This window comes from Escherichia coli DSM 30083 = JCM 1649 = ATCC 11775 (assembly GCF_003697165.2).
GTDB lineage: Bacteria > Pseudomonadota > Gammaproteobacteria > Enterobacterales > Enterobacteriaceae > Escherichia > Escherichia coli.
On record NZ_CP033092.2, the window covers coordinates 4214696 to 4239072 of the forward strand.

Annotated in this window: 21 protein-coding genes; 10 read left to right on the forward strand and 11 right to left on the reverse strand. The window is 51.5% G+C overall.

From position 1 onward, the window contains the following. Nucleotides 1–7: 7 nt before the first annotated feature. A complete protein-coding gene (gene ytfR / locus EAS44_RS21700; RefSeq protein ID WP_000210557.1) occupies nucleotides 8–1510 on the reverse strand; it encodes a galactofuranose ABC transporter, ATP-binding protein YtfR in 1503 nt (500 codons plus the stop codon). 139 nt (nucleotides 1511–1649) lie between these two features. Further along, on the reverse strand, nucleotides 1650–2606 hold the full coding sequence (gene ytfQ / locus EAS44_RS21705; protein ID WP_000265933.1) for a galactofuranose ABC transporter substrate-binding protein YtfQ: 957 nt from the start codon (nucleotides 2604–2606) through the stop codon (nucleotides 1650–1652). Nucleotides 2607–2915: 309 nt separating this feature from the next. On the opposite strand from ytfQ, the gene ppa reads away from it, so the two are divergent. Then, a complete protein-coding gene (ppa, locus tag EAS44_RS21710; RefSeq protein WP_000055072.1) occupies nucleotides 2916–3446 on the forward strand; it encodes an inorganic diphosphatase in 531 nt (176 codons plus the stop codon). A 379-nt stretch (nucleotides 3447–3825) separates the two neighbouring features. Here ppa and ytfP read toward each other — a convergent pair whose 3' ends face one another. The 3 genes from ytfP to tamA are packed head-to-tail and all read right to left on the reverse strand — an operon-like array spanning nucleotide 3826 to nucleotide 9679. Next, nucleotides 3826–4167 (reverse strand): gamma-glutamylcyclotransferase, encoded by a 342-nt coding sequence (gene ytfP / locus EAS44_RS21715; RefSeq protein ID WP_001219161.1) that lies wholly within the window; start codon nucleotides 4165–4167, stop codon nucleotides 3826–3828. A 2-nt stretch (nucleotides 4168–4169) separates the two neighbouring features. Further along, complete coding sequence (tamB, locus tag EAS44_RS21720; RefSeq protein ID WP_000060972.1) at nucleotides 4170–7949, reverse strand: autotransporter assembly complex protein TamB; 3780 nt, start codon at nucleotides 7947–7949, stop codon at nucleotides 4170–4172. Next, nucleotides 7946–9679: an autotransporter assembly complex protein TamA gene (tamA, locus tag EAS44_RS21725; RefSeq protein WP_001269316.1), complete on the reverse strand. Its 1734-nt coding sequence runs from the start codon at nucleotides 9677–9679 to the stop codon at nucleotides 7946–7948. Before tamA ends, tamB begins: the two co-directional genes overlap by 4 nt. Before the next feature lie 205 nt (nucleotides 9680–9884). On the opposite strand from tamA, the gene msrA reads away from it, so the two are divergent. Next, entirely contained in the window at nucleotides 9885–10523 is a 639-nt protein-coding gene (msrA, locus tag EAS44_RS21730) for a peptide-methionine (S)-S-oxide reductase MsrA (RefSeq protein WP_001295196.1), read from the forward strand. Between the two features lie 322 nt (nucleotides 10524–10845). Continuing rightward, the gene (paeA, locus tag EAS44_RS21735; RefSeq protein WP_000935036.1) at nucleotides 10846–12189 is read left to right on the forward strand and encodes a hemolysin family protein; all 1344 of its coding nucleotides are present in this window, start codon (nucleotides 10846–10848) and stop codon (nucleotides 12187–12189) included. A gap of 61 nt (nucleotides 12190–12250) precedes the next feature. Here paeA and ytfK read toward each other — a convergent pair whose 3' ends face one another. Further along, nucleotides 12251–12457: a DUF1107 domain-containing protein gene (gene ytfK, locus EAS44_RS21740; protein WP_000689228.1), complete on the reverse strand. Its 207-nt coding sequence runs from the start codon at nucleotides 12455–12457 to the stop codon at nucleotides 12251–12253. 324 nt (nucleotides 12458–12781) lie between these two features. Here ytfK and ytfJ point away from each other — a divergent pair, with 324 nt between their 5' ends. Next, on the forward strand, nucleotides 12782–13339 hold the full coding sequence (ytfJ, locus tag EAS44_RS21745) for a YtfJ family protein (RefSeq protein WP_000175286.1): 558 nt from the start codon (nucleotides 12782–12784) through the stop codon (nucleotides 13337–13339). Here ytfJ and cysQ read toward each other — a convergent pair. Then, entirely contained in the window at nucleotides 13329–14069 is a 741-nt protein-coding gene (gene cysQ / locus EAS44_RS21750) for a 3'(2'),5'-bisphosphate nucleotidase CysQ (RefSeq protein ID WP_000886900.1), read from the reverse strand. The two genes, ytfJ and cysQ, sit on opposite strands and share 11 nt — an antisense overlap. Nucleotides 14070–14258: 189 nt before the next feature. Here cysQ and cpdB point away from each other — a divergent pair, with 189 nt between their 5' ends. Further along, nucleotides 14259–16202 (forward strand): 2',3'-cyclic-nucleotide 2'-phosphodiesterase, encoded by a 1944-nt coding sequence (gene cpdB / locus EAS44_RS21755; protein WP_001514406.1) that lies wholly within the window; start codon nucleotides 14259–14261, stop codon nucleotides 16200–16202. A 122-nt stretch (nucleotides 16203–16324) separates the two neighbouring features. Here cpdB and ytfH read toward each other — a convergent pair whose 3' ends face one another. Next, nucleotides 16325–16705 (reverse strand): winged helix-turn-helix transcriptional regulator, encoded by a 381-nt coding sequence (gene ytfH / locus EAS44_RS21760; protein ID WP_000084622.1) that lies wholly within the window; start codon nucleotides 16703–16705, stop codon nucleotides 16325–16327. Between the two features lie 88 nt (nucleotides 16706–16793). On the opposite strand from ytfH, the gene qorB reads away from it, so the two are divergent. From qorB to ytfE, 3 genes are all read left to right on the forward strand, one after another. After that, on the forward strand, nucleotides 16794–17654 hold the full coding sequence (qorB, locus tag EAS44_RS21765; protein WP_000560597.1) for an NAD(P)H:quinone oxidoreductase: 861 nt from the start codon (nucleotides 16794–16796) through the stop codon (nucleotides 17652–17654). A 108-nt stretch (nucleotides 17655–17762) separates the two neighbouring features. Then, nucleotides 17763–18728 (forward strand): DMT family transporter, encoded by a 966-nt coding sequence (gene ytfF / locus EAS44_RS21770; protein WP_001295194.1) that lies wholly within the window; start codon nucleotides 17763–17765, stop codon nucleotides 18726–18728. Nucleotides 18729–18835: 107 nt separating this feature from the next. Next, on the forward strand, nucleotides 18836–19498 hold the full coding sequence (gene ytfE / locus EAS44_RS21775; protein ID WP_000331456.1) for an iron-sulfur cluster repair protein YtfE: 663 nt from the start codon (nucleotides 18836–18838) through the stop codon (nucleotides 19496–19498). Nucleotides 19499–19542: 44 nt separating this feature from the next. Here the strand turns inward: ytfE and cycA are convergent, their stop codons facing one another. Both cycA and fklB read right to left on the reverse strand, forming a co-directional pair. Next, nucleotides 19543–20955, reverse strand: coding sequence for a D-serine/D-alanine/glycine transporter (gene cycA, locus EAS44_RS21780; protein ID WP_000228346.1), 1413 nt, complete (start codon nucleotides 20953–20955; stop codon nucleotides 19543–19545). A gap of 308 nt (nucleotides 20956–21263) precedes the next feature. Further along, on the reverse strand, nucleotides 21264–21884 hold the full coding sequence (fklB, locus tag EAS44_RS21785) for an FKBP-type peptidyl-prolyl cis-trans isomerase (protein WP_000211237.1): 621 nt from the start codon (nucleotides 21882–21884) through the stop codon (nucleotides 21264–21266). 218 nt (nucleotides 21885–22102) lie between these two features. Here fklB and ytfB point away from each other — a divergent pair, with 218 nt between their 5' ends. Beyond that, nucleotides 22103–22741 carry a cell division protein YtfB gene (ytfB, locus tag EAS44_RS21795; protein WP_001119458.1) on the forward strand — a complete coding sequence of 213 codons (639 nt, stop codon included), beginning with the start codon at nucleotides 22103–22105 and terminating at the stop codon, nucleotides 22739–22741. Here the strand turns inward: ytfB and EAS44_RS21800 are convergent. After that, a complete protein-coding gene (locus EAS44_RS21800) occupies nucleotides 22725–23372 on the reverse strand; it encodes a TetR/AcrR family transcriptional regulator (RefSeq protein ID WP_001318432.1) in 648 nt (215 codons plus the stop codon). The genes ytfB and EAS44_RS21800 overlap by 17 nt on opposite strands. 212 nt (nucleotides 23373–23584) lie before the next feature. On the opposite strand from EAS44_RS21800, the gene EAS44_RS21805 reads away from it, so the two are divergent. Continuing rightward, nucleotides 23585–24376, forward strand: coding sequence for a 3-ketoacyl-ACP reductase (locus tag EAS44_RS21805; RefSeq protein WP_000843384.1), 792 nt, complete (start codon nucleotides 23585–23587; stop codon nucleotides 24374–24376). Nucleotide 24377: the final 1 nt, after the last annotated feature.

The window sequence follows — 24377 nt, forward strand, 5'->3', positions numbered from 1 at the left end:
GTTCTCCTTACGCCGCAATGGCGTTCATGATCGCCGGAACGGAAAGCTCTGCCAGCGGGATCTCCGCCACCTGTTTGCGATCGCGCATGATGATCACCCGGTCGGCATAGCCCACCAGTTCTTCCAGTTCGGAGGAGATCACCAGCAGCGCCAGACCATCGGCGCATAGCGTTTCAATCAGGCGGATGATCTCGGCGTGGGCACCAACATCAATGCCGCGAGTTGGCTCATCAAGGATCAGAAATTGCGGTCGGGTCAGTAGCCAACGTGAAAGCAACACTTTTTGCTGATTGCCGCCAGAGAGAAATTCAATCGGTTGTTCAGTTGAAGGTGTGCGAATGCCAAGCTGGCGGATAAAGCGTTCGGCAATCTCTTGCTGTTCTTTGCGGGAAATGGGACGTAGCCAGCCGCGCTGGGCCTGGAGAGCGAGGATGATATTTTCCCGCACCGAGGCGGCAGCGATGATGCCATCGGTTTTCCTGTCTTCCGGGCAGAAGCCAATGCCCAGTACCGAAGCCTGATGTGGCGATCGCAGGTTTTGCGGTTTGCCTTTGATCAACGCCGTGCCGCTGTCAGCAGGTTTGATACCGAAGATCACTTCGGCGGTTTCGGTACGTCCTGATCCCAGCAATCCAGCCAGACCGACGATCTCGCCGGGGCGTACTTCGAGATCAAACGGTGCGATCGTTCCTTTTTTGCCGTAATTTTTGAACGCGGCAACGGGTTTGTCGCTCAACAATGTTCGCCCGGCACGCTGTAGCGCGTGGGTATCCAGCTCGCGCCCCAGCATCATTTTTACCAGTTCGATCTGCGGTAGCTCGCACGTTTCCCGACAGCCTACGAAACTGCCGTTGCGTAAGACGGTGATCCGATCGCTGACCTGATAGACCTGATCGAGAAAGTGAGTGACAAAAATCAGGCTGACGCCGCGATCGCGCAACTGACGCATCAGGTCAAACAGTAACTCCACTTCCTGGGTGTCGAGACTGGCGGTGGGTTCATCGAGGATCAGCACTTTGGCAGAGAGATCGATAGCCCGGCAAATAGCGACGATTTGCTGCATCGCGACTGAAAAGCGGTTGAGCGGTTCGCGCACGTCGAGGGAGAAACCGTAAGATGCCATCAGTTCGGTGGCGCGCTTTTCCATCTCTTTGCGGCGTAGAAGGCCGAAGCGTTTGGGTTCGCGGCCTATAAATAGATTATCAGCGACCGACATATTGGGTAGCAGGTTTACTTCCTGATAGACGGTGCCGATACCGAGTTGTTGTGCATGGGCGGTATTTTTCGGTGAGATAGCCTGGCCTTCCAGCCAGATGGTCCCGCGATCGGCGTGGTATACACCAGTTAATGCTTTGATTAGCGTTGATTTTCCTGCCCCGTTTTCACCGAGCAGCGCCATGATTTCGCCGCGGCGCAGGCTGAAATCAACGTTGTCTAACGCTTTGACGCCGGGGAAAAATTTACTTAATCCTTCGGTGCGGAGGATCTCCTGGTGTTGGTTAGTCGTCATGGTTTCCCCCGGTGTAAAGCGTGCTCCCAGTAGGCATGATAAGACGCGGTAAGCGTCGCATCAGGCTTCAGCGCACCACCGCCGGATGCGGCGCGAGCGCCTTATCCGGCCTACGAATCGGCATCAGGCATAGCAACCCTCAATACCCCATATTTTTCTTCTTCTCTAACTCTTCTTTTGCGGTATCAGGCAGATAAAGGGTGGATTTGGTCAGCGTCAGCTTTTCAGGCATGGTGCCGTCTTTTTTGTATTTCTCCAGCGCGTCGAAGGCGGGACCTGCCATATTCGGCGTCAGTTCAACACTGGCGTTCGCTTCGCCATCAATCATCGCTTTGTAGATATCCGGTACGCCGTCGATAGAACCTGTCAGAATATCTTTGCCTGGTTTCAGGCCCGCTTCTTTAATTGCCTGAATTGCACCAATCACCATGTCGTCGTTATGGGCGTAAACCATGCAGATGTTTTTGCCGTTGTTTTCCGCTTTGATAAAGCTCTCCATGACTTCTTTGCCTTTACTGCGGGTGAAGTCACCTGACTGCGAGCGGATAATTTTGATATTTGGCGCATTCTTAATGGCTTCGGCAAAGCCTTTCTTACGGTCAATGGCGACGCTGGCCCCAACAGTGCCCTGCAGCTCCACCACGTTGCATGGTTTGCCATTCACTTCTTTTACCAGCCAGTCACCAATCAACTTGCCTTCGAGAATGTTGTCGGCAGTGACGGTGGTCATATAGAGAGATTTGTCTTTCACATCAATAGAACGATCGAGCAAGAAGACCGGGATTTCGGCATCTTTCGCCTCTTTTAATACCGGTTCCCAACCAGTCGCAACCACCGGAGCGATAAAGATCGCATCCACCCCTTGCGCGACGAAGGAACGTACCGCTTTAATCTGGTTTTCCTGCTTTTGCTGACCATCGGCAATTTTCAGCGTAATTCCGCGTTTTTCGGCCTCACTTTTCGCCACATTGGTTTCTGCGGCGCGCCAGCCAGATTCCGATCCGACCTGCGAAAATCCTACGGTTAATGGAGCGGCCAACGCCATAGACGACATGGCTGCCGAGACTGCAGAGACTACAAGTAAGCGTTTCCACATAGGGTTGTCCTCGTCGGGGTAATTATTATTGGTGAAAAGATGTTCGCGAAAAAACTATAGACAATTCGTTATGTAACGGATTGCGTTACATCACACTTCAAAGAAGTAAATAAAACGTTAATCACAAGTTTGTAATCGCTTTCATCTCACTATGAAAAATGCGGCTACGGTTATGGATTTTCCTGCTCTGTATACCGTCTTAAAATTGGCGAAAAAGGAAAATGAAGACGAAAACAAGCGAAGACATTCGGCGCGAGTTGGCTATAATACTCGGCACTTGTTTGCCACATATTTTTAAAGGAAACAGACATGAGCTTACTCAACGTCCCTGCGGGTAAAGATCTGCCGGAAGACATCTACGTTGTTATTGAGATCCCGGCTAACGCAGATCCGATCAAATACGAAATCGACAAAGAGAGCGGCGCACTGTTCGTTGACCGCTTCATGTCCACCGCGATGTTCTATCCGTGCAACTACGGTTACATCAACCACACCCTGTCTCTGGACGGTGACCCGGTTGACGTACTGGTCCCGACTCCGTACCCGCTGCAGCCGGGTTCTGTGATCCGTTGCCGTCCGGTTGGCGTTCTGAAAATGACCGACGAAGCCGGTGAAGATGCGAAACTGATTGCTGTTCCGCACACAAAGCTGAGCAAAGAATACGATCACATTAAAGACGTTAACGATCTGCCAGAGCTGCTGAAAGCGCAGATCGCTCACTTCTTCGAGCACTACAAAGACCTCGAAAAAGGCAAGTGGGTGAAAGTTGAAGGTTGGGAAAACGCAGAAGCCGCTAAAGCTGAAATCGTTGCTTCCTTCGAGCGCGCAAAGAATAAATAAGTTCTTCTAGCGCAATAACCCTGAACGCCGGGCTTCGGTTAGTAAGGGTTTTTTTATGCCCGCGATAAATAAACTCTCTATTCCACCATCATTATTCTCAGCGGTTGCAAGGCTTGAACGGTAAGAACAAGCAAACCCGACCACCATTTTGCTGTTCATAGCCACTTGCTGGAAGTTAGCCGACCTCACTCATACTCACCGTTCAAAGCGTGCCCCCGTTTTACCCCTGCACATTTGTGAACGCCAGCAGAGTTTTTTATGCGATTGCAGATATGGAAAGCGGCTCGGAGAGAAAAGCAAAAGATGGAAAAGTTACAAAAAAAAATCGCGAGATACATCGCATAAAACAACGCCACCCGAAGGTGGCGTGCTTTTATTATTACTTACCCCTGTCTAACCAGTCGCCGCTTTCAATTAGCTTTAATCCATCGACGGGTCGTTGATAAACGTACATCCATGCACTCCCGTACGGCGTCTGAATCAACTGGCGCGCGTATTCACCGCCCCTGGTGCGCAAGGCATCAAGTTCGGCCAGCGTGGCGTTGTCAATACGATAAACTTCACCGTGTACTGTTCCGTTCCCCGGAACTGCGCCTGGATAGTGGCCCAGGCTATACAACTGGTAGTTATCGATACTGAAATCGCCCAGTAACTGGGCATTGGTCATCCAGTGACTGTTGCCTTGTTTGTGGCGTAAACTGCCGTAGACAAATATTCGCATTGCTAAAACTCGAACTGATAGAGCAAATCCAGTGCCTGGTCTACACCAGACACGGCTTCCAGATATAGCTTAGGCATCAGGCGATAACGTAACGTGAGTGTTGCTATAGAGTCAAATATACCCACGCCGTATTTCACTTGCAGACCTGGCAATACATAGCCGCTGACCACCACCTGGGAGGAGTCGCCTACTCCCTGGGTGTCGAGCGCTAAATTGCTTACGCCAAACGTCTCGCCGATTTTACCCACAATCTGGCCACTTTGCGCAACCCCCAGACCAATCAGCATCGAGGTCATTGCCGCACTGTCGCTCTGATCGCTCTCCAGCCCTTGTCCACGTAGCAAATAAGACAATGCAGCTTGTTGCGACATCGCCGGGTCAGAGAAGATCTCCGCTTTCGGTTCGTCCGCCAGACCAGTGACGCGAACTCCGGCGATTACGTCGTCTTCTGTAGCATCCGGGTTACGAATAGCTTCAATATTAAGATACGGTTGATCCGGCGGACCAGAGAACAGTAACTCACCTTTACGCACAATCAGATCCTGACCATAGGCATGGAAGCGCCCTTCAGGGATGTTGATCTGCCCGTTCAGGCCCAGCCCTTGTTTGTCCTGAACGACGTTAAGATCGCCCGTCAGCCGCGCTTTCAGGCCAAAGGCGTCAATGCGCACATTGTTGCCAACGTGGACAATCAGGTTACTGTTAATCGGAATCGACGCCGTTTTCGGCTCTTCCGGTTGCAGGTTATCGTTAAGCATCACCACATCGCTGGAGACGCCTACTGCGCTTTCCGGCAGATCGTGCACCACGATGCGCGCCCACGGGACATCCACGCGACCATCGAGGGTAAACAGGTTTGGTGTAGCCTCGAAGACAACATCTGGCGATACATCCATTCGTACCATCGGCGGCACGGTGATCCGCACTTTACTGCCTTTCGCCGTTACCCGCGCCCGCCAGTTTTCAATTTGGCTCCAGTCGGCATCACCGTTCAGGTAGATTTCACCCTGCTGGGTCCGTACTGTACCGGCAAGCGTCGAGCGCATACCATTAAAGTTGACCGCAAGCTGGCTCGGTTGCATATCAAACGGCATAAAGTTGCCGTCGATATCCACACCCGTAACCTGAAGCTGACCAAACAACTGCGGGCTTTGCACATCACCACCCAGACGCAAGTTGGCACTCACCATCCCCGCTGCTTTTTCCCCACGGGTAAAGATGGGGTTTATCATCGCAAGGTTGAAGTTACGGATATTGACGTTGCCACCAAGATTACGGCGGCCTTGCGGATCGGTCACCTGCACCTGTCCATCAAACTGGCCGTTATTGGTCAGGCGGATGGTCCAGCCCAATTCGGCACGGTTGTTACGCAATTCCGCCGTCAGATTCAGTGTCTGAAACGCCACGGGCAGCGCCGCATCGTTGACGGTTTGCGTTACCTGCACGTTACGCCCCGAAAGGGTGATACTGCCCTGCGGCAGCCCCTCTTTGGTGGTGTCCCAGGCAACGTCCGCTTTACCCGTGAAGATACCGCTGGCCTGAGTGGTTTCTGGCATAAATGGTTTCAGCATGGCCAGGTCGAAGCGGTTGAGATTCACCACCGCACGCCCTTCGGCACCCGCATCGATAGTTTGCGGCACGCACAGTTCCGCATTCGGGTTAAGCCAGCAGTGTGGCCCGATGCTGATTTTTTGCTCCTTATTGCGGTAATCCAGCGCAATATCGCGGGTCAGCGACCACGGGCCGACCGGCGTCTGGAAGCGGGTATTGCTAAGAGTTCCCTTCCAGCGTTCTTCTTTGCGATCAAAACTTCCTGCCAGATTAAGCTGCCCGGAGACAGGCTCGCCCTGAATCCGCAACTGTAACTCGTGCTGTTTTTCGCTGCCTTTGGCATTCAGGGTGACGAGGTTGATATTTACATCCGGCTGCGAAATTTGCTCAACGCGTACGTCGAGTTTCCCGGCGATCTGATCGGTGGATTTAATGTCGCCTTCCACGCGAACCTGCGCCACGGAAAGTTCCTGCCAGCGCAGGCCGCGCGCGGTGATATCTGCCAGTAGTTGTGGCGCTTCCACCGTGCCGCGTACTTTCACCAGCCCTTTCGCTGTACCGCCAAGCCCCGGCAGCGCGTTATCCAGCCCCGGCGCGTTGATGGTGGCATCAAGATTGAGATCTTTTACCCCCAGCTCGCCTTTCACTTCGGCACTGTTTGGCCCCAGTTCCAGATGAAGCCCTGGGATCATCCACTGCATATAACTGTTGCCTTTCAGCGTGCCGTCAACGTTCACTTTGTTCTGTTTGACGTTACCGGTCAGCTTCAGTTCTGGCACCTCCATCTGCCAGGTGCCGCCGTACAGGCTACCGCGGGTTTTAATCAAGCCATTGAGTTTCGACGGCCACTCTGGGATCTCTTTGGCGGTGTTAATGCCGTTAAGCGTTAGCTCACCGCGCCAACTAATGGCCTGCTGCCAGTCGAGCAACGCCTTGAGTTCAGTTTTCCCTTCCAGCGCCGCGACGGTGAGTTTGTCGAGATTGACCTGCTGTTCATTACCTTTGGCATCAAGGGTAATGGTGGCTGGCGGGATCTCCAGTCCCTTCACTGCCGTACGCATAGAGAGCGTGTAATCGGTCATTTTGCCGGTAAGTTTCAGTTTCAGATCATCCGCCTGATACTGCTTCTCACCAGTGAACGGCCAGTAAATCTGTTTGCTGTTCACTTCCACGTTGAGCGGCAATCCGGCTTCCGCCAGTCGCGTCTGGGCGCGTAAATCCATATCCACCGGACCGGAAAGATTAACGCCAATCTCCAGCTGTTCGCGCAGCGCGCCGCCCACTTTCAGCTTCACCTTTTCACCTTTCAACGGCTCCACGTTCAGTGTACTATTGAGAGTGATGTCCACCGGCCAGTTGTCTGACAGCTGCGCCGTGCCGCTGGCGTTGACGATCCCTTGACTGGAATCGATATCCAGGGCGTCCAGTTTAGTATTGCCGTCAATGCTGCTCACTTTCAGCAGCATGGTGCGCACGGTGATGTCCGTGTCGCCCGTCACGCGTAACTGCTCGCCTTTAAACTCTTCAATGTTCAGGTTAAGCGGCAAATGCACGTCGGTCATTTCCGGCAATACCGGGCGAGAAAAGAGATCTTTCAGCGTTTCGCCGAGCGGCTTTTCCTCCGGCTGCGGATTTTCAATTTTCGGTTCGACCACTTCTTCCTGCGCCACTTCCGCCACTTTCGGCAGAGCAATCAGCAGGCCTTTCAGCGACGTCGGTTTCAGGGTCAGGGTTTTCTCCTGCCAGTTCAGGCCGGAGGTGAAGTCCATCACCGATACCGTGGTGTCATCAATCTTGATGTTGACGTTGTCCAGTGCCACCCGTGTTAGGGTGATGGGATACGGCGTGGAGAGATCCAGCGGACCGCTATCTTCCTCTTCTTCAACCTGTTCAGAAGGGGGCATTTTTTTGCTGTCGATATTGACCTGGATGTCTTTCAGCGCCAGATCATTAATACAAACACTGCTGTTCCACAGGCACTCAAGCCCGACCGCCAGATGCAGATTGCCTGCTTTTACCGCCACGCCTGGCTGCTCATAACGAACGTCAGACAAGGTGAGATCGCGCCAGCCGCCGGTGACCTTGCCAACATCCAGTCCTGGCACCCAGCGATCCGCCGCTTTAAATACCAGATGCAGGCCGCTGGTGGTGCCCACCAGAAACGCCACCGATCCCAGCAACAGTAAGATAACGATAACCACGCCGAGGCTGATTTTTTTCCATAAACTCATAATTCTGGCCCCAGACCGATGTAAAACTGTAACCCGTGTTCGTCTTTATCCGCGACCGGTACGGCAAAATCGAGTTTGATTGGCCCGACCGGCGATTCCCAGCGTACGCCGACCCCGGTACCGGTTTTAAAGTCGCTGCGGCGAATATCGCTTACCGCTTCGCCACTATCGACAAACACCGCGCCCCACCATTTTCCGGTCACGTTGTACTGGTACTCCAGCGATCCGGTTATCAACTTCGAGGCCCCTTTCAGGTCACCGTTGGCGTATTTCGGAGCGATAGATTTGTATTTGTAGCCACGAATACTGCGGTCGCCCCCGGCGAAAAAACGCAGATCCGGCGGTACTTTGTCGAAATCACCGGTTTCAATCCAGCCCAGCGTGCCGCGTGTCACAAAACGATGGCGATCGTACAGTGTGCGGATCCAGACGTTTTGTGCCTGGAAAACGGAGAAATCGACATCTGAGCCCCAGGCAGTGTTGGAGTAGTCGATAGAGTAGCGTTGCGAGTCGCCCCAGGTTGGCATCAGGCCACCACGAGAACGCGTGCGGCTAATCATCACCCCAGGATAAAACAGCATCGTGGTGTTGGTAATTTCACCCTGGGTAAAGTGGTCGAGACTCCAGCGCAGGTTAATGGCACGCTGCCAGCCGCTGGAGAGATCCCAGTAGCGAGAAGCCACCAGCGTAGTGGAGTCAGATTCGGTATCGTTCAGGTCAGTGCGCTTAAAACCGCCCTGCACCAAATAATATTGTTCCAGTGGATTCTTCAGCAGCGGCATTTTATAGCTGAAGTCGAGGATCTGTTCCGGCGCGGAAATACTGGTACTGGTGGTCAGACTGTGACCGTATGAGTTCATCCACGGTTTTTTCCACGTCGCTTTCACGCGCGGTCCCACGTCCGTAGAGTAACCGACCCCGGTTTCGATGGTGTTTTCTGTTCGCGGCGAAACCACGCCCGTCAATGGTAATACTTTCGTTTCGCGCGCTTTATCAAATTGTGGAGCCACCACCACCGAGTTAAACCAGCCGGTAGCAGAAAGTCGGCGGTTCAGTTCCGCCAGATCTTTCGATTCGTACTCATCGCCCTCTTTAAACGGCACCAGATTTTGCAGGTATTCATCGCGGATTTGTGATCCTTCAAAGGTCACATGCCCAAAGCGGTAACGTTCGCCACTGTTATAATCAATATCCCAGAAGGCTTTATGCAGGCCGAGCGCAATGCCCAGCTGCGCTTTGGTAAATTCGCTATCGAAATAACCTTTACGCAACGCAATGCTGGTTAAGGACTTTTTGAAATTTTCATAATCGCCCTGGTTCAGCACCGTGCCAATAGCCGGGCGAGTATCGAGCAATTTCAAATAGTCTTTATCGGTCCGCGCGCCGCCGCGCAATACCACATCGGTGCCGCCAATTAACACCGGCACGCCTGGCGTGACTTTGGCGATCAATACCTGCCGCCCTTTCTTTGGCGGTGGACGGAGATCAAATTCAATGGTCGGCTGGTAATAACCCAGCGCTTTCAGACCTTCGCGGATGGCATCATCGACGCGTGCGCGAAAGCGACGGTCTGGCGTCACTTCATCACTTTCAATCGTAGAAAGCTGCGCACGAACGTTCTTTTCCAGCTGTCCCGATAACCCCTCGACCTGTAGACGGACGTTCGCGGCGACGGCAGATCCGCTTAAGCAGAGTAAGCTTACACAGCATAACTGTCGGATATAGCGCACATTTTCTCCTGAATATCCTTTTTTCCTGCCCCTGGAACGCCGTTAAACGGCTTAACAAAAATCCAGTAATATGGATTAAAAAGCAGACTAAACCCCAAATATTTCTTATGTTTTACTTTAGACCTATTCACGGTGGTTATTGTGTGCAAATACGCCTCTTGTTACAACCTTAACCCCAATGACCGATTTTCGGGAGAGCGACACCATGAGTTTATTTGATAAAAAGCATCTGGTTTCCCCCGCCGATGCCCTGCCTGGACGTAACACCCCGATGCCCGTAGCCACGCTGCATGCGGTCAACGGTCACTCAATGACCAATGTACCTGACGGAATGGAGATTGCCATTTTTGCGATGGGTTGTTTCTGGGGTGTGGAGCGTCTGTTCTGGCAGTTACCCGGCGTTTACAGCACCGCCGCAGGCTATACCGGAGGCTATACGCCAAATCCGACTTATCGGGAAGTGTGCTCCGGTGATACGGGTCATGCCGAAGCGGTACGCATTGTTTACGATCCTTCCGTCATCAGCTATGAGCAGTTGCTACAGGTATTTTGGGAGAATCACGATCCCGCCCAGGGAATGCGTCAGGGCAATGACCACGGCACGCAGTATCGTTCAGCGATTTATCCGCTGACCCCAGAACAGGATGCCGCAGCTCGCGCCAGTCTGGAACGTTTTCAGGCGGCGATGCTTGCCGCCGATGATGATCGTCACATCACCACGGAAATCGCTAACGCCACACCGTTTTATTATGCCGAAGATGACCACCAGCAATATCTGCATAAAAACCCGTATGGTTACTGTGGAATTGGCGGAATTGGCGTCTGTCTGCCACCGGAAGCATAGCGTTACGGGTACAAATGTAGATTGTTGATAAAGTGCGCTTTATTTATGCCAGATGCGGCGTAAACGCCTTACCAGGCCTACAAAATCGTCCAAATTCAATATATTGCAAGGACTGCGTAGGCCTGATTGGCATAGCGCATCAGGCAGTATTGCATTTATCAGCAGTCTGAATTTTAACCCTCTGGCGACTTTACAGTACCTTACGCTATACTAGCCACTGAAAATGCCGGTTCACTTTCTTCGAATCGGCTTTCAATGTGTATTTCACACAAATTAATCAACTTCCCCTTCCGAGGATCTGGCCTGAAAGGTCGGATAAGATATGTTAAACAGTATTTTAGTCATACTCTGCTTGATCGCTGTAAGTGCGTTCTTCTCGATGTCCGAGATCTCACTTGCCGCCTCACGCAAAATCAAACTTAAACTGCTGGCTGATGAAGGCAATATAAATGCCCAACGCGTTCTGAATATGCAGGAAAATCCCGGCATGTTCTTTACCGTGGTCCAAATCGGTCTGAACGCAGTGGCGATTCTCGGCGGTATCGTCGGTGATGCGGCATTTTCTCCAGCTTTTCACAGCCTGTTCTCCCGCTATATGTCGGCAGAGCTCTCTGAGCAACTGAGCTTTATTCTCTCTTTCTCGTTAGTGACTGGCATGTTTATCCTGTTTGCGGATTTAACCCCGAAACGCATCGGTATGATTGCGCCAGAAGCTGTCGCTTTGCGTATCATCAACCCGATGCGCTTCTGCCTGTACGTTTGCACCCCGCTGGTGTGGTTCTTCAACGGACTGGCGAACATAATCTTCCGTATTTTCAAACTGCCAATGGTACGTAAAGATGACATCACTTCTGATGACATCTACGCGGTAGTGGAAGCCGGTGCGCTGGCGGGCGTGTTACGTAAACAGGAACACGAGCTGATTGAAAACGTCTTTGAGCTGGAATCCCGTACCGTTCCGTCGTCAATGACACCGCGTGAAAACGTGATTTGGTTTGATCTCCACGAAGATGAGCAAAGCCTGAAGAATAAGGTGGCGGAACATCCGCACTCTAAGTTCCTCGTCTGTAATGAAGATATTGACCACATCATCGGCTATGTCGATTCTAAAGACCTGCTGAACCGCGTGCTGGCTAACCAAAGCCTGGCACTGAACAGCGGCGTACAAATTCGCAACACGCTGATTGTGCCGGATACGTTAACCCTTTCAGAGGCGTTGGAAAGTTTTAAAACCGCAGGTGAAGACTTCGCGGTGATCATGAACGAGTACGCGCTGGTGGTGGGGATCATCACCCTCAATGACGTGATGACCACGCTGATGGGCGATCTAGTCGGTCAGGGGCTGGAAGAGCAGATTGTCGCCCGTGATGAGAACTCATGGCTGATTGACGGCGGCACCCCAATTGACGACGTCATGCGCGTGCTGGATATTGACGAGTTCCCGCAGTCGGGCAACTACGAAACCATCGGCGGCTTTATGATGTTTATGCTGCGTAAGATCCCGAAACGCACCGATTCGGTGAAATTCGCCGGCTACAAATTTGAAGTGGTGGATATCGATAACTACCGCATCGACCAGCTGCTGGTGACCCGGATCGACAGCAAGGCCACCGCCCTTTCGCCAAAACTGCCTGACGCTAAAGATAAAGAAGAAAGCGTCGCGTAACCCCCAGAAACATCAACGGCTCCTGAATCAGGAGCCGTCTTATTACTGCATAGCACTTTGGTTAAGCCATCTCTGTTTGCAGACGCATAACCTGACGGTTAACTTCGGACATCACTGACAAATGCAGCTTATCCTTCACTTTTGGGATAAGAATCTTACCCTTATCAAATTCAAAAGCGCCAACGTCCTTGATGTATAACCGTCCACGGAACAGGATCTTTACGTACTTCGCCACCTGAAGTGGGTTGTACCGTTGGAAAATTTTCATTGTTATCTCCTGCTGAGTATTACGCCTGTGCGGTGCCACAATCGGCCCAACTATTATGAGGCGCAAATTTTAATGCTTAGTGACTATAGACTATCCGGGCAATGTTTCCACCGCGTATAACTTTTTTTACCTAAAGGTTACAATTATTCAGAATTATCTTTTTACCGAAGCGCGGTCTTCAGTATAAGCATTCATTTTTCATATGATTTGTGCGCTTGACCGCAAACTGGCATCACACTTGCGGGAAATTCGATAAATAGCACATATGATTAAAACTCAGACCCAAGTGGTCGGATCACCTGCATATCATAAGAAGGAAACACCATGACCCTACGCAAGATTCTGGCACTCACCTGCCTGCTGTTGCCGATGATGGCTTCCGCACATCAGTTCGAAACCGGTCAGCGAGTGCCGCCGATTGGCATTACCGATCGAGGCGAGTTGGTGCTTGATAAAGATCAGTTTAGCTACAAAACCTGGAACAGCGCACAGTTAGTGGGAAAAGTGCGAGTACTGCAACATATTGCTGGTCGCACCTCTGCAAAAGAGAAAAACGCGACGCTGATTGAAGCGATTAAATCAGCGAAGTTACCGCACGATCGCTACCAGACCACCACCATTGTTAACACCGACGACGCGATTCCGGGTTCAGGGATGTTTGTGCGCAGCAGTCTGGAGAGTAATAAAAAGCTTTATCCCTGGTCGCAGTTTATTGTCGATAGCAATGGCGTCGCGCGCGGTGCCTGGCAGCTGGATGAAGAAAGTTCCGCTGTAGTGGTGCTGGATAAGGATGGTCGCGTGCAATGGGCCAAAGACGGGGCGCTCACACAGGAAGAGGTGCAGCAAGTGATGGACCTGCTGCATAAATTAATTAATAAATAGACACTCTGAATCCCGGATTCAGGAACGACTCGCGCGGAGTGTAATCCAGCGGTTTACCCTGCCAGTCATGAACGTGCGCTCCGGCAGCTGCAGCCACAGCATGACCAGCGGCGGTATCCCAAATATTCGTTGGTCCGAAGCGCGGGTACAGCTGCGCCTGCCCTTCCGCCACCAGGCAGAATTTCAGCGAAGAGCCGATGGACGTGGTCTGATGTTCGCCAAGCTGTTGCAGATACTCTTTCAGCTCCGCATCTGCATGGGAACGGCTGATAACCACCAGCGGCGGGCGCGCATCGCGGACCTGAATCTGCTTGCGCACACCGCACTCTTCTTTCCAGGCCTTGCCTTCTGCCGCGCTGTACATTATGTTCATTACCGGCGCATACACCACACCTAAAATCGGTTTGCCATGGTCAATGAGCGCAATGTTAACGGTGAATTCGCCATTACGTTTAATAAACTCTTTAGTACCATCCAGCGGGTCTACCAGCCAGTAACGCTGCCAGTGCTGACGGACTTCCCAACCGGGAGGATCTTCTTCAGAAAGGACCGGAATATCCGGTGTCAGCGTACGTAAACCGTCCATGATAACGGTGTGAGCGGCAATATCCGCTGCCGTTACCGGAGAATTGTCCGCTTTGCTGACGACGTCCATCGGTTTCGTCCCGTCGTAGACCTGCATAATGGCATCGCCTGCATTCCGTGCAAGCTGGCATACTTGATCTAACATTTCTCCACCTCGTCTCTGTGAGCGGTGTTAACTTATTGTTTTACTTATACCCTATCGTTAATGAATGCGCCAACTGTGATAGTGTCATCATTTTCAAAGCGTAAAATTGTGGCATTCTTCACTGTTCTATAAGTAAGGCGTTTATTCTCCCTTTTCTTTCGTATTCCCGATGATAAAAGGATGTCCCTGATGATTAAGTTTAGCGCAACGCTCCTGGCCACGCTGATTGCCGCCAGTGTGAATGCAGCGACGGTCGATCTACGTATCATGGAAACCACTGATCTGCATAGCAACATGATGGATTTCGATTATTACAAAGACACCGCCACGGAAAAATTCGGACTGGTACGTACGGCAAGCCTGATTAACGATGCCCGCAATGAAGTGAAAAACAGCGTACTGGTCGATAACGGCGATTTGATTCAGGGGAGTCCGCTGGCCGATTACATATCGGCGAAAGGATTAAAAGCAGGTGATGTTCATCCGGTTTATAAGGCGCTGAATACGCTGGATTATACGGTCGGTACACTCGGCAATCATGAATTTAACTACGGTCTGGATTACCTGAAAAATGCGTTGGCGGGAGCGAAATTCCCTTATGTAAATGCCAACGTCATTGACGCCAGAACCAAACAGCCAATGTTTACACCGTATTTAATTAAAGATACCGAAGTGGTCGATAAAGACGGAAAAAAACAGACGCTGAAGATTGGCTATATTGGCGTCGTGCCGCCGCAAATCATGGGCTGGGATAAAGCTAATTTATCCGGAAAAGTGACGGTGAATGATATTACCGAAACCGTGCGCAAATACGTGCCTGAAATGCGCGAGAAAGGTGCCGATGTCGTTGTCGTTCTGGCGCATTCCGGGCTATCTGCCGATCCGTATAAAGTGATGGCGGAAAACTCAGTTTATTACCTCAGTGAAATTCCTGGCGTTAACGCCATTATGTTTGGCCATGCTCACGCCGTTTTCCCAGGTAAAGATTTTGCTGATATCGAAGGGGCTAATATCGCGAAAGGCACGCTGAATGGTGTTCCGGCGGTAATGCCGGGCATGTGGGGCGATCATCTTGGGGTGGTCGACTTACAACTCAGTAATAACAGCGGTAAATGGCAGGTGACGCAGGCGAAAGCGGAAGCACGGCCGATTTACGACATCGCCAATAAAAAATCCCTCGCGGCGGAAGACAGCAAGCTGGTAGAAACACTCAAAGCCGATCACGATGCCACACGCCAGTTCGTCAGCAAGCCAATCGGTAAATCCGCCGACAATATGTATAGCTATCTGGCGCTGGTGCAGGACGATCCGACCGTGCAGGTGGTGAACAACGCGCAAAAAGCGTATGTCGAGCATTACATTCAGGGCGATCCGGATCTGGCAAAACTGCCGGTGCTTTCAGCTGCTGCACCGTTTAAAGTTGGTGGTCGCAAAAATGATCCGGCAAGCTATGTGGAGGTGGAAAAAGGCCAGTTGACCTTCCGTAATGCCGCCGATCTTTATCTCTACCCCAATACGCTGATTGTGGTGAAAGCCAGCGGTAAAGAGGTGAAAGAGTGGCTGGAGTGCTCCGCCGGACAGTTTAACCAGATTGATCCTGACAACACGAAACCACAGTCACTCATCAACTGGGATGGTTTCCGCACCTATAACTTTGATGTGATTGATGGTGTGAATTATCAGATTGATGTTACCCAGCCTGCCCGTTATGACGGCGAGTGCCAGATGGTTAATGCCAATGCGGAAAGGATTAAGAACCTGACCTTTAATGGCAAGCCGATTGATCCGAACGCCATGTTCCTGGTTGCCACCAATAACTATCGCGCTTACGGCGGCAAATTTGCCGGTACGGGCGACAGCCATATCGCTTTTGCTTCACCGGATGAGAACCGCTCGGTGCTGGCAGCGTGGATTGCTGATGAGTCGAAACGTGCGGGGGAAATTCACCCGGCGGCAGATAACAACTGGCGTTTAGCACCGATAGCTGGCGATAAGAAACTGGATATCCGTTTCGAAACCTCTCCATCAGATAAAGCCGCGGCGTTTATTAAAGAGAAAGGGCAATATCCGATGAATAAAGTCGCGACCGATGATATCGGGTTTGCGATTTATCAGGTGGATTTGAGTAAGTAATACACTTCTTTTTCGGCCTATAAATCATCAACCGCATCCGGCACTTTTGTCGGATGCGATGCTGGCGCATCTTATCCGCCCTACAAGTCATGAACCGTAGGCCGGATAAGCGCAGCCGGCAGTTATGCCGCACGTTCATCCCGCACCGCCAACACCTCGGGCAAATTCAACTCAATCCAGTCCGCCAGTGCAGCAACCTTTTCGCTCACCTGCTCGCCCAGCGGCGTGAGGCTATATTCCACATGCGGCGGCACCACCGGATACGCGATACGGTTAAGAAAACCATCCTGTTCTAACGCCTGTAACGACTGCGCAAGCATCTTTTCACTCACCCCACCGATTTTGCGCCGCAGGTCGCTAAAGCGATGAGTACCTTCGCGTAGCGCCACCAGAATCAACACCCCCCAACGGCTGGTGACGTGTTTCAACACCTCGCGCGACGGGCACTGTTCCGCAAAGAGATTACCCTCTTTCAGTTGTTGTGACAGGCTAACCTGACTCATTTCATACTTACCTTTTTGTACGTACTTACTAAAAGTAAGTTTAGGTGTTAGCGTATTTAAACACAAGACAAAACGATGGAGACTTCCCATGATCGCTATTACTGGTGCCACTGGCCAACTTGGTCACTATGTTATTAAATCCTTGATGAAAACGGTTCCTGCCAGCCAAATAGTGGCTATCGTTCGTAATCCGGCAAAAGCCCAGGCACTGACAGCACAAGGCATTACCGTGCGTCAGGCTGACTACGGCGATGAAGCCGCACTGACATCTGCACTTCAGGGAGTGGAAAAACTACTGCTGATCTCTTCCAGCGAAGTGGGTCAACGTGCCCCGCAGCATCGTAATGTTATTAATGCCGCAAAGACGGCTGGCGTGAAATTTATCGCTTATACCAGTCTGCTTCACGCGGATAAATCTCCGCTCGGCCTCGCCGATGAGCACATCGAGACGGAGAAAATGTTGGCTGATTCTGGCATCGTTTACACCCTGCTGCGCAACGGCTGGTACACCGAAAACTATCTCGCCAGCGCCCCGGCAGCACTGGAGCACGGCGTATTTATCGGTGCCGCGGGCGATGGCAAAATTGCCTCGGCAACGCGGGCAGATTATGCGGCAGCTGCGGCACGCGTGATTAGCGAAGCCGGTCACGAAGGCAAGGTTTACGAGCTGGCGGGCGATAGTGCCTGGACGTTGACACAGTTAGCGGCAGAGCTGACCAAACAGAGCGGCAAACAGGTTACCTATCAAAATCTGAGCGAAACCGATTTCGCTGCGGCGCTGAAAAGCGTTGGCCTGCCTGACGGACTGGCGGATATGCTGGCGGATTCTGACGTTGGCGCATCGAAAGGCGGTCTGTTTGATGACAGCAAAACGCTGAGCAAATTGATTGGCCGCCCAACGACAACGTTAGCCGAAAGCGTAAGCCATCTTTTTAATGTTAATAAATAGTTAATTAAAGTGGCATCCTCCCGCATCCTCTCTGATAATGACGGGATGCCGGGAGCAATCATGTCTGCTTCCTGAACGTTTCTTCTGACAGACCAATGGATGCCAGTAATGATTAGCGGCGTGCTGTACGCCCTGTTAGCAGGGTTGATGTGGGGGCTTATTTTTGTCGGGCCGTTGATCGTGCCGGAATACCCGGCGATGTTGCAGTCGATGGGGCGTTATCTGGCGTTAGGGTTAATTGCGCTACCCATTGCCTGGCTGGGACGCGTGCGTCTGCGTCAGTTGGCGCGTCGCGACTGGCTTACCGCCTTGATGCTCACTATGATGGGCAACCTCATCTATTACTTCTGCCTTGCCAGTGCCATTCAACGTACTGGCGCGCCTGTTTCTACGATGATTATTGGCACCCTGCCGGTGGTCATTCCTGTCTTTGCCAATCTGCTTTATAGCCAGCGCGACGGCAAACTCGCGTGGGGAAAACTCGCCCCGGCACTGATTTGTATTGGCATCGGCCTGGCGTGTGTGAATATTGCTGAGTTAAACCACGGACTCCCCGATTTTGACTGGGCACGTTATACCTCTGGCATCGTGCTAGCGTTAGTTTCCGTGGTCTGCTGGGCATGGTATGCCCTGCGCAACGCCCGCTGGCTGCGGGAAAATCCCGACAAACATCCGATGATGTGGGCGACGGCGCAGGCGCTGGTCACGCTGCCGGTTTCTCTCATCGGCTATCTCGTCGCCTGTTACTGGCTGAATATACAAACGCCGGACTTCTCCTTACCTTTTGGCCCCCGTCCGCTGGTGTTTATTAGTCTGATGGTTGCGATAGCCGTGCTTTGCTCATGGGTTGGCGCACTCTGCTGGAACGTCGCCAGCCAGCGATTACCGACAGTGATTCTCGGGCCGCTGATCGTTTTCGAAACACTGGCAGGTTTGCTGTACACCTTTTTGATACGCCAGCAAATGCCGCCGCTGATGACGCTGAGCGGTATCGCGCTGTTAGTGGTTGGCGTGGTCATTGCAGTCAGAGCAAAACCGGAAAAGCCTTTAACTGAATCTGTCTCAGAAAGTTGACATACTGGCAGTGAGTTAAATAAGCCTCTGCTACGTAAGGGTTATAGCATTTGCCTTAAAGATGCATTTAAAATACATCTTATCTTATTAAGAATGAGGTATCAGCTATGGCTTATCGCGACCAACCTTTAGGTGAACTGGCGCTCTCTATCCCTCGCGCTTCGGCTCTGTTTCGTAAATATGATATGGATTACTGCTGCGGCGGTAAGCAAACGCTGGCGCGTGCGGCGGCACGTAAAGAACTGGATGTTGAGGTCATTGAAGCTGAGCTGGCAAAGCTTGCTGAACAACCGATTGAGAAAGACTGGCGTAGCGCCCCGCTGGCAGAAATCATCGACCATATCATCGTGCGCTACCACGATCGTCACCGCGAGCAACTGCCGGAGCTGATCCTGCAAGCGACTAAAGTCGAGCGCGTTCACGCCGACAAACCGAGCGTGCCAAAAGGGCTGACAAAATACCTGACCATGCTGCATGAAGAGCTTTCCAGCCACATGATGAAAGAAGAGCAGATCCTCTTCCCGATGATCAAACAAGGCATGGGCAGCCAGGCAATGGGGCCAATCAGCGTAATGGAAAGCGAGCACGATGAAGCGGGCGAACTGCTGGAAGTGATCAAACACACTACCAATAACGTCACACCGCCGCCAGAAGCCTGCACCACCTGGAAAGCGATGTATAACGGCATTAATGAACTGATTGATGACCTGATGGATCACATCAGTCTGGAAAACAATGTACTGTTCCCACGCGCGCTGGCGGGTGAGTAATCTAAAAGCTGGATGGCATTGCGCCATCCAGCATGATAATGCGGTTATTTCCGCAGTTCAGCAGCCCGCTTCTTACCAATAAACAACCAGCCCAGCCCCAGTGCGATAAACCACAGCGGGGTGACCAACAGCGCCTGGCGAGTGTCATCTTCCAGTGTCAGCAACACGACCACGAACACAAAGAACGCCATACATACCCAGCACATCAGCTTGCCGAGCGGCATCTTGTAGATCGACTTCTCATGCAGATGAGGACGCTGTTTGCGGTAAACCAGGTACGAGCAAAGGATAATCGTCCAGACGAACATAAACAGAATCGCGGAAACGGTTGTAATCATCGTGAACGCGCCAATCACGCTAGGATTCACATACAGCATCACCACGCCACCGAGCAGGCAGATGCAGGAGAAGGTCAGCCCTTTCGCTGGTACTGCGCGCTTAGAAAGTTTAGCGAACGCTTTCGGTGCCACACCTTCCTGCGCCAGACCAAACAGCATACGGCTGGTAGAGAAGACGCCGCTGTTAGCGGAAGACGCCGCAGAGGTCAGCACCACAAAGTTGATCACGCTTGCGGCAGCAGGCAGCCCTACCAACACGAACAGTTCAACAAACGGGCTTTTCTCCGGGACTACCGAACTCCACGGCGTCACGGACATAATCACAATCAGCGCGAAGACGTAGAACATAATGATACGGATCGGAATGGAGTTAATCGCGCGTGGCAGTGATTTCTCCGGATCTTTGGTTTCCGCAGCTGTTGTACCTACCAGCTCAATCCCCACGAAAGCGAAAACCGCTATCTGGAATCCGGCAAAGAAGCCACTTAAACCTTTCGGGAACCAGCCGCCGTCATTCCACAAATGCGCGAATGACGCTTCCACACCGGTCGGTGACTGAAAGTGCATCGCCACCATGACCAGGCCGACGACAATCAGCGACACGATGGCGACGATTTTGATCATCGCAAACCAGAACTCCATCTCACCGAACATTTTCACGGTGGCAAGGTTGAGCGTCAACAGCAGCACTATCACCGCCAGCGAGGCGACCCAGTCGGAGAGATCGGGGAACCAGAACTGAGCATAAGCAGTGATCGCCACCACGTCTGCCATACCGGTTACAACCCAGCAGAACCAGTAAGTCCAGCCGGTGAAATATCCTGCCCACGGCCCGAGTAAATCGGAAGCGAAGTCACTAAAAGATTTGTATTCCAGATTCGAAAGCAGCAATTCCCCCATTGCCCGCATCACGAAAAAGAGCATAAAACCGATGATCATATAAACGAAAATGATCGACGGCCCGGCAAGGCTAATCGTTTTGCCAGACCCCATAAACAACCCCGTACCAATGGCACCGCCAATGGCAATAAGCTGAATATGTCGGTTTGTGAGATTGCGCCGTAGCGACTGTTCAGCCGGAGCCTGATCATCGGCAACGACTTTTACCTGATCTACCATGTTTTTTTCTTCCTGTACCTGTCTGTGTTGTTCAGGCTCTACGGCCTTTAGTCAGTCTATGATACGACGAATCTGTATCGGGACTCATCGATATTAGGTAACAATACGCGGGATGAATACTAAGATTTAGATCTAATGTTAATTTTATGTTTAAAGTGAGTGTCATATCACGGTGATAACGCGAAACAGCTCACAAAAATACACGCTTACGGGGTCTTTGCAACACAAAATAGCGCCGTTTGGCAAACTGAAGGGTTTATTGCTGAATGCCTGCTCCCCTCTGGTTCGAGGGGAACAGAATGCGCTGCTTAGAGGATTTCCAGCAGTTCGACTTCAAACACCAGGGTGCTGAACGGAGGGATGGATGCGCCTGCGCCGCGCTCGCCATATGCCAGTTCCTGCGGGATAGTCAGTTCCCATTTAGAACCTACCGGCATCAGAGTCAGTGCTTCAATCCAGCCAGGGATCACGCCATTAACCGGGAATTCAGCGGGTTCACCACGAGCAACGGAGCTGTCAAACACGGTGCCGTCGATCAGTTTACCGGTGTAATGAACACGAACGCGGTCAGTACGTGCCGGAATTGCGCCTTCACCCTGGTTGATCACGCGGAATTGCAGGCCAGATTCGGTGCTGTTCACACCTTCTTTTTTGGCATTTTCTTCAAGATATTTCACACCTTCGGCAGCCATCGCCTGGAAACGCTGACGACGAACGGCATCGGCGCGTTCGTGGATTTCACGCAGCGCGCGATGCACCACATCAACCGGAACAGCCGGATGTTTGCCTTCCAGCGCATCTGCAATACCAGCCACCAGCGCCTCCGGCAGCAGCCCTTGCAGGCCAGATTCACTCAGTTGTTGGCCTACCTGTAAACCAATGCCGTAGCTTGCTTGCGCTTCGATGGTGTCAAAAGTTGGGGTGGTCATCGTATTTCCTTTCTTAGGGTATAAAAGTAGCGGGCAGCATATCAGCCACACTTCTTTGGGTAAAACTTTGTCGCAGGAATGATGACAAATCCCGGGGAAAAAGAAACAATAGCAATATCCCGTATGAATATAATAAAGGCGGGTTTACCACGGACATCATAGCGTTAGCTTATTCATAGGCTATGATTGAGGAACAAGACGCGGAGCAGGAGGAAACCATGCCCGGGCGCTTTGAACTAAAACCAACCCTGGAGAAAGTCTGGCACGCGCCGGACAATTTTCGCTTCATGGACCCGCTGCCGCCGATGCATCGTCGGGGGATCATTATTGCCGCCATTATATTGGTGGTCGGATTTCTGCTTCCATCTGATGATACGCCCAACGCGCCGGTGGTGACGCGTGAAGCGCAGTTAGATATTCAGTCGCAATCACAACCGCCGACAGAAGAACAGCTGCGGGCGCAATTAGTCACACCACAAAATGATCCTGATCAGGTGGCTCCGGTCGCTCCAGAACCTATACAGGAAGGCCAGCCAGAAGAACAGCCGCAAACTACCCAAACACAACCATTCCAGCCAGATAGCGGAATTGATAATCAATGGCGCTCTTACCGTGTCGAACCCGGTAAAACGATGGCGCAGCTGTTCCGCGACCACGGACTGCCCGCTACCGATGTCTATGCAATGGCGCAGGTAGAAGGCGCGGGTAAGCCGCTGAGTAATTTGCAAAACGGGCAAATGGTGAAAATCCGCCAGAACGCCAGCGGCGTGGTGACGGGCTTAACCATTGATACGGGGAATAATCAACAGGTCCTGTTCACCCGCCAGCCGGATGGCAGTTTTATTCGTGCGCGGTAGATGAAGGGTCAACCAAAAGCCAGCTAAGGATTGTCTCTTTGATGACCTTACGTCTGGCTTCCAGTGCCTGGGGGGAAACCATACTGATATGATAAACCAGGCCAAGCGTATGCTGGTTGATCAAATAATATCCGCCAAGCGCAGCAATATTAATATTCACCTGCAATGGGTCGATATCTGGCTTAAAAATATTGTGTTTCTTCCCTTCATCCAATAAGGATTCCATTAACTGCAAGTGCGCATGGTTAATTTCTAAGAGACGCTGTGATTTTGCATAATGCACACCTTTACTTTGATTTTCACTATGCACAATTTTTAAAAACCAGGGATTAGTAATATAATAATCCCATGTAAAATCAATAATTTTCTCAATGGCTTTTTGTGGCGGAAGATCTGAGAAATCAAGGGCCTTTTCTTTTTGTCGAATATCGTTCCAGGTATATTCCAGTACTTCAATAAATAAATTTTCTTTATTACCAAAGTGATGATAAACCGTCTGTTTACTACACCCCGCAGCCTTAACAATATTATCGACCCTGGCCCCTTCATAACCATATTCGGCAAATTCATTAACCGCGCATAACAGCAGCTTTTCCTTCAGGCTCTGTACGTTGCTGGTATCAAGATACATAACGCTTCCCCACGACCTCTTCAAGATAACTATCTTAACCCGATTAATTAGAAGCTCCAGTAAAAAGGATAAAAACTTGTACTTTCATCAAGTTATCAAATGTCCTGTGATCACTATCGCATATCAACCAACCAGATGGTTGATCTTTCTTGCGGCACTTCGCAAGCTAATTGTCACTTAGAAAACAATATTCAAAAAAAGAGAGCTATTGTATGAAATCCACTCGTCCTGTTGCCGTGATTACCGGAGCCGCTCGTGGTATTGGAAAGGGCTGTGCGCTGGAGCTTGCTCGTGGCGGATTTAACCTGCTGATTAACGATCTTCCCGATGCCGACAGCGTAGAAAAACTGCATATCACACAACAAGAATGTATAGCTGAAGGCGTGGAAGTGATTTGCTTCCCTGCCGATGTCGGCGATCTCTCCTTGCATGAAGAGATGCTCGACGCGGCGCAAAACCTGTGGGGACGTCTGGACTGCCTGCTCAACAACGCAGGCATTTCAGTGAAAAAACGCGGTGACCTCCTCGACCTCGAACCAGACAGCTTCGATCAAAACATTGCCATTAACACCCGCGCGCCGTTCTTCCTTGCTCAGGCATTCAGTAAGCGCTTACTGGCACAGCCGAAACCGGAAGCGGAGCTGCCGCACCGCTCGATTATTTTCGTCAGTTCCATCAACGCCATCATGCTGGCGATGAATCGCGGCGAATACACCATTGCCAAAACCGCCGTTTCTGCCGCTGCTCGTCTGTTTGCTGCTCGCCTTTGTAATGAACAAATTGGCGTTTATGAAGTGCGCCCTGGTCTCATCAAAACCGATATGACTATTCCAGCAACGGCTTATTACGACGAACTGATTGCCAAAGGTCTGGTGCCGTGGGGACGTTGGGGTTATCCGGCTGATATTGCTTCCACCGTCCGCGCGATGGCGGAAGGTAAACTGATTTACACCTGTGGTCAAGCGGTCGCCATCGACGGCGGCTTAAGTATGCCGCGCTTCTGAG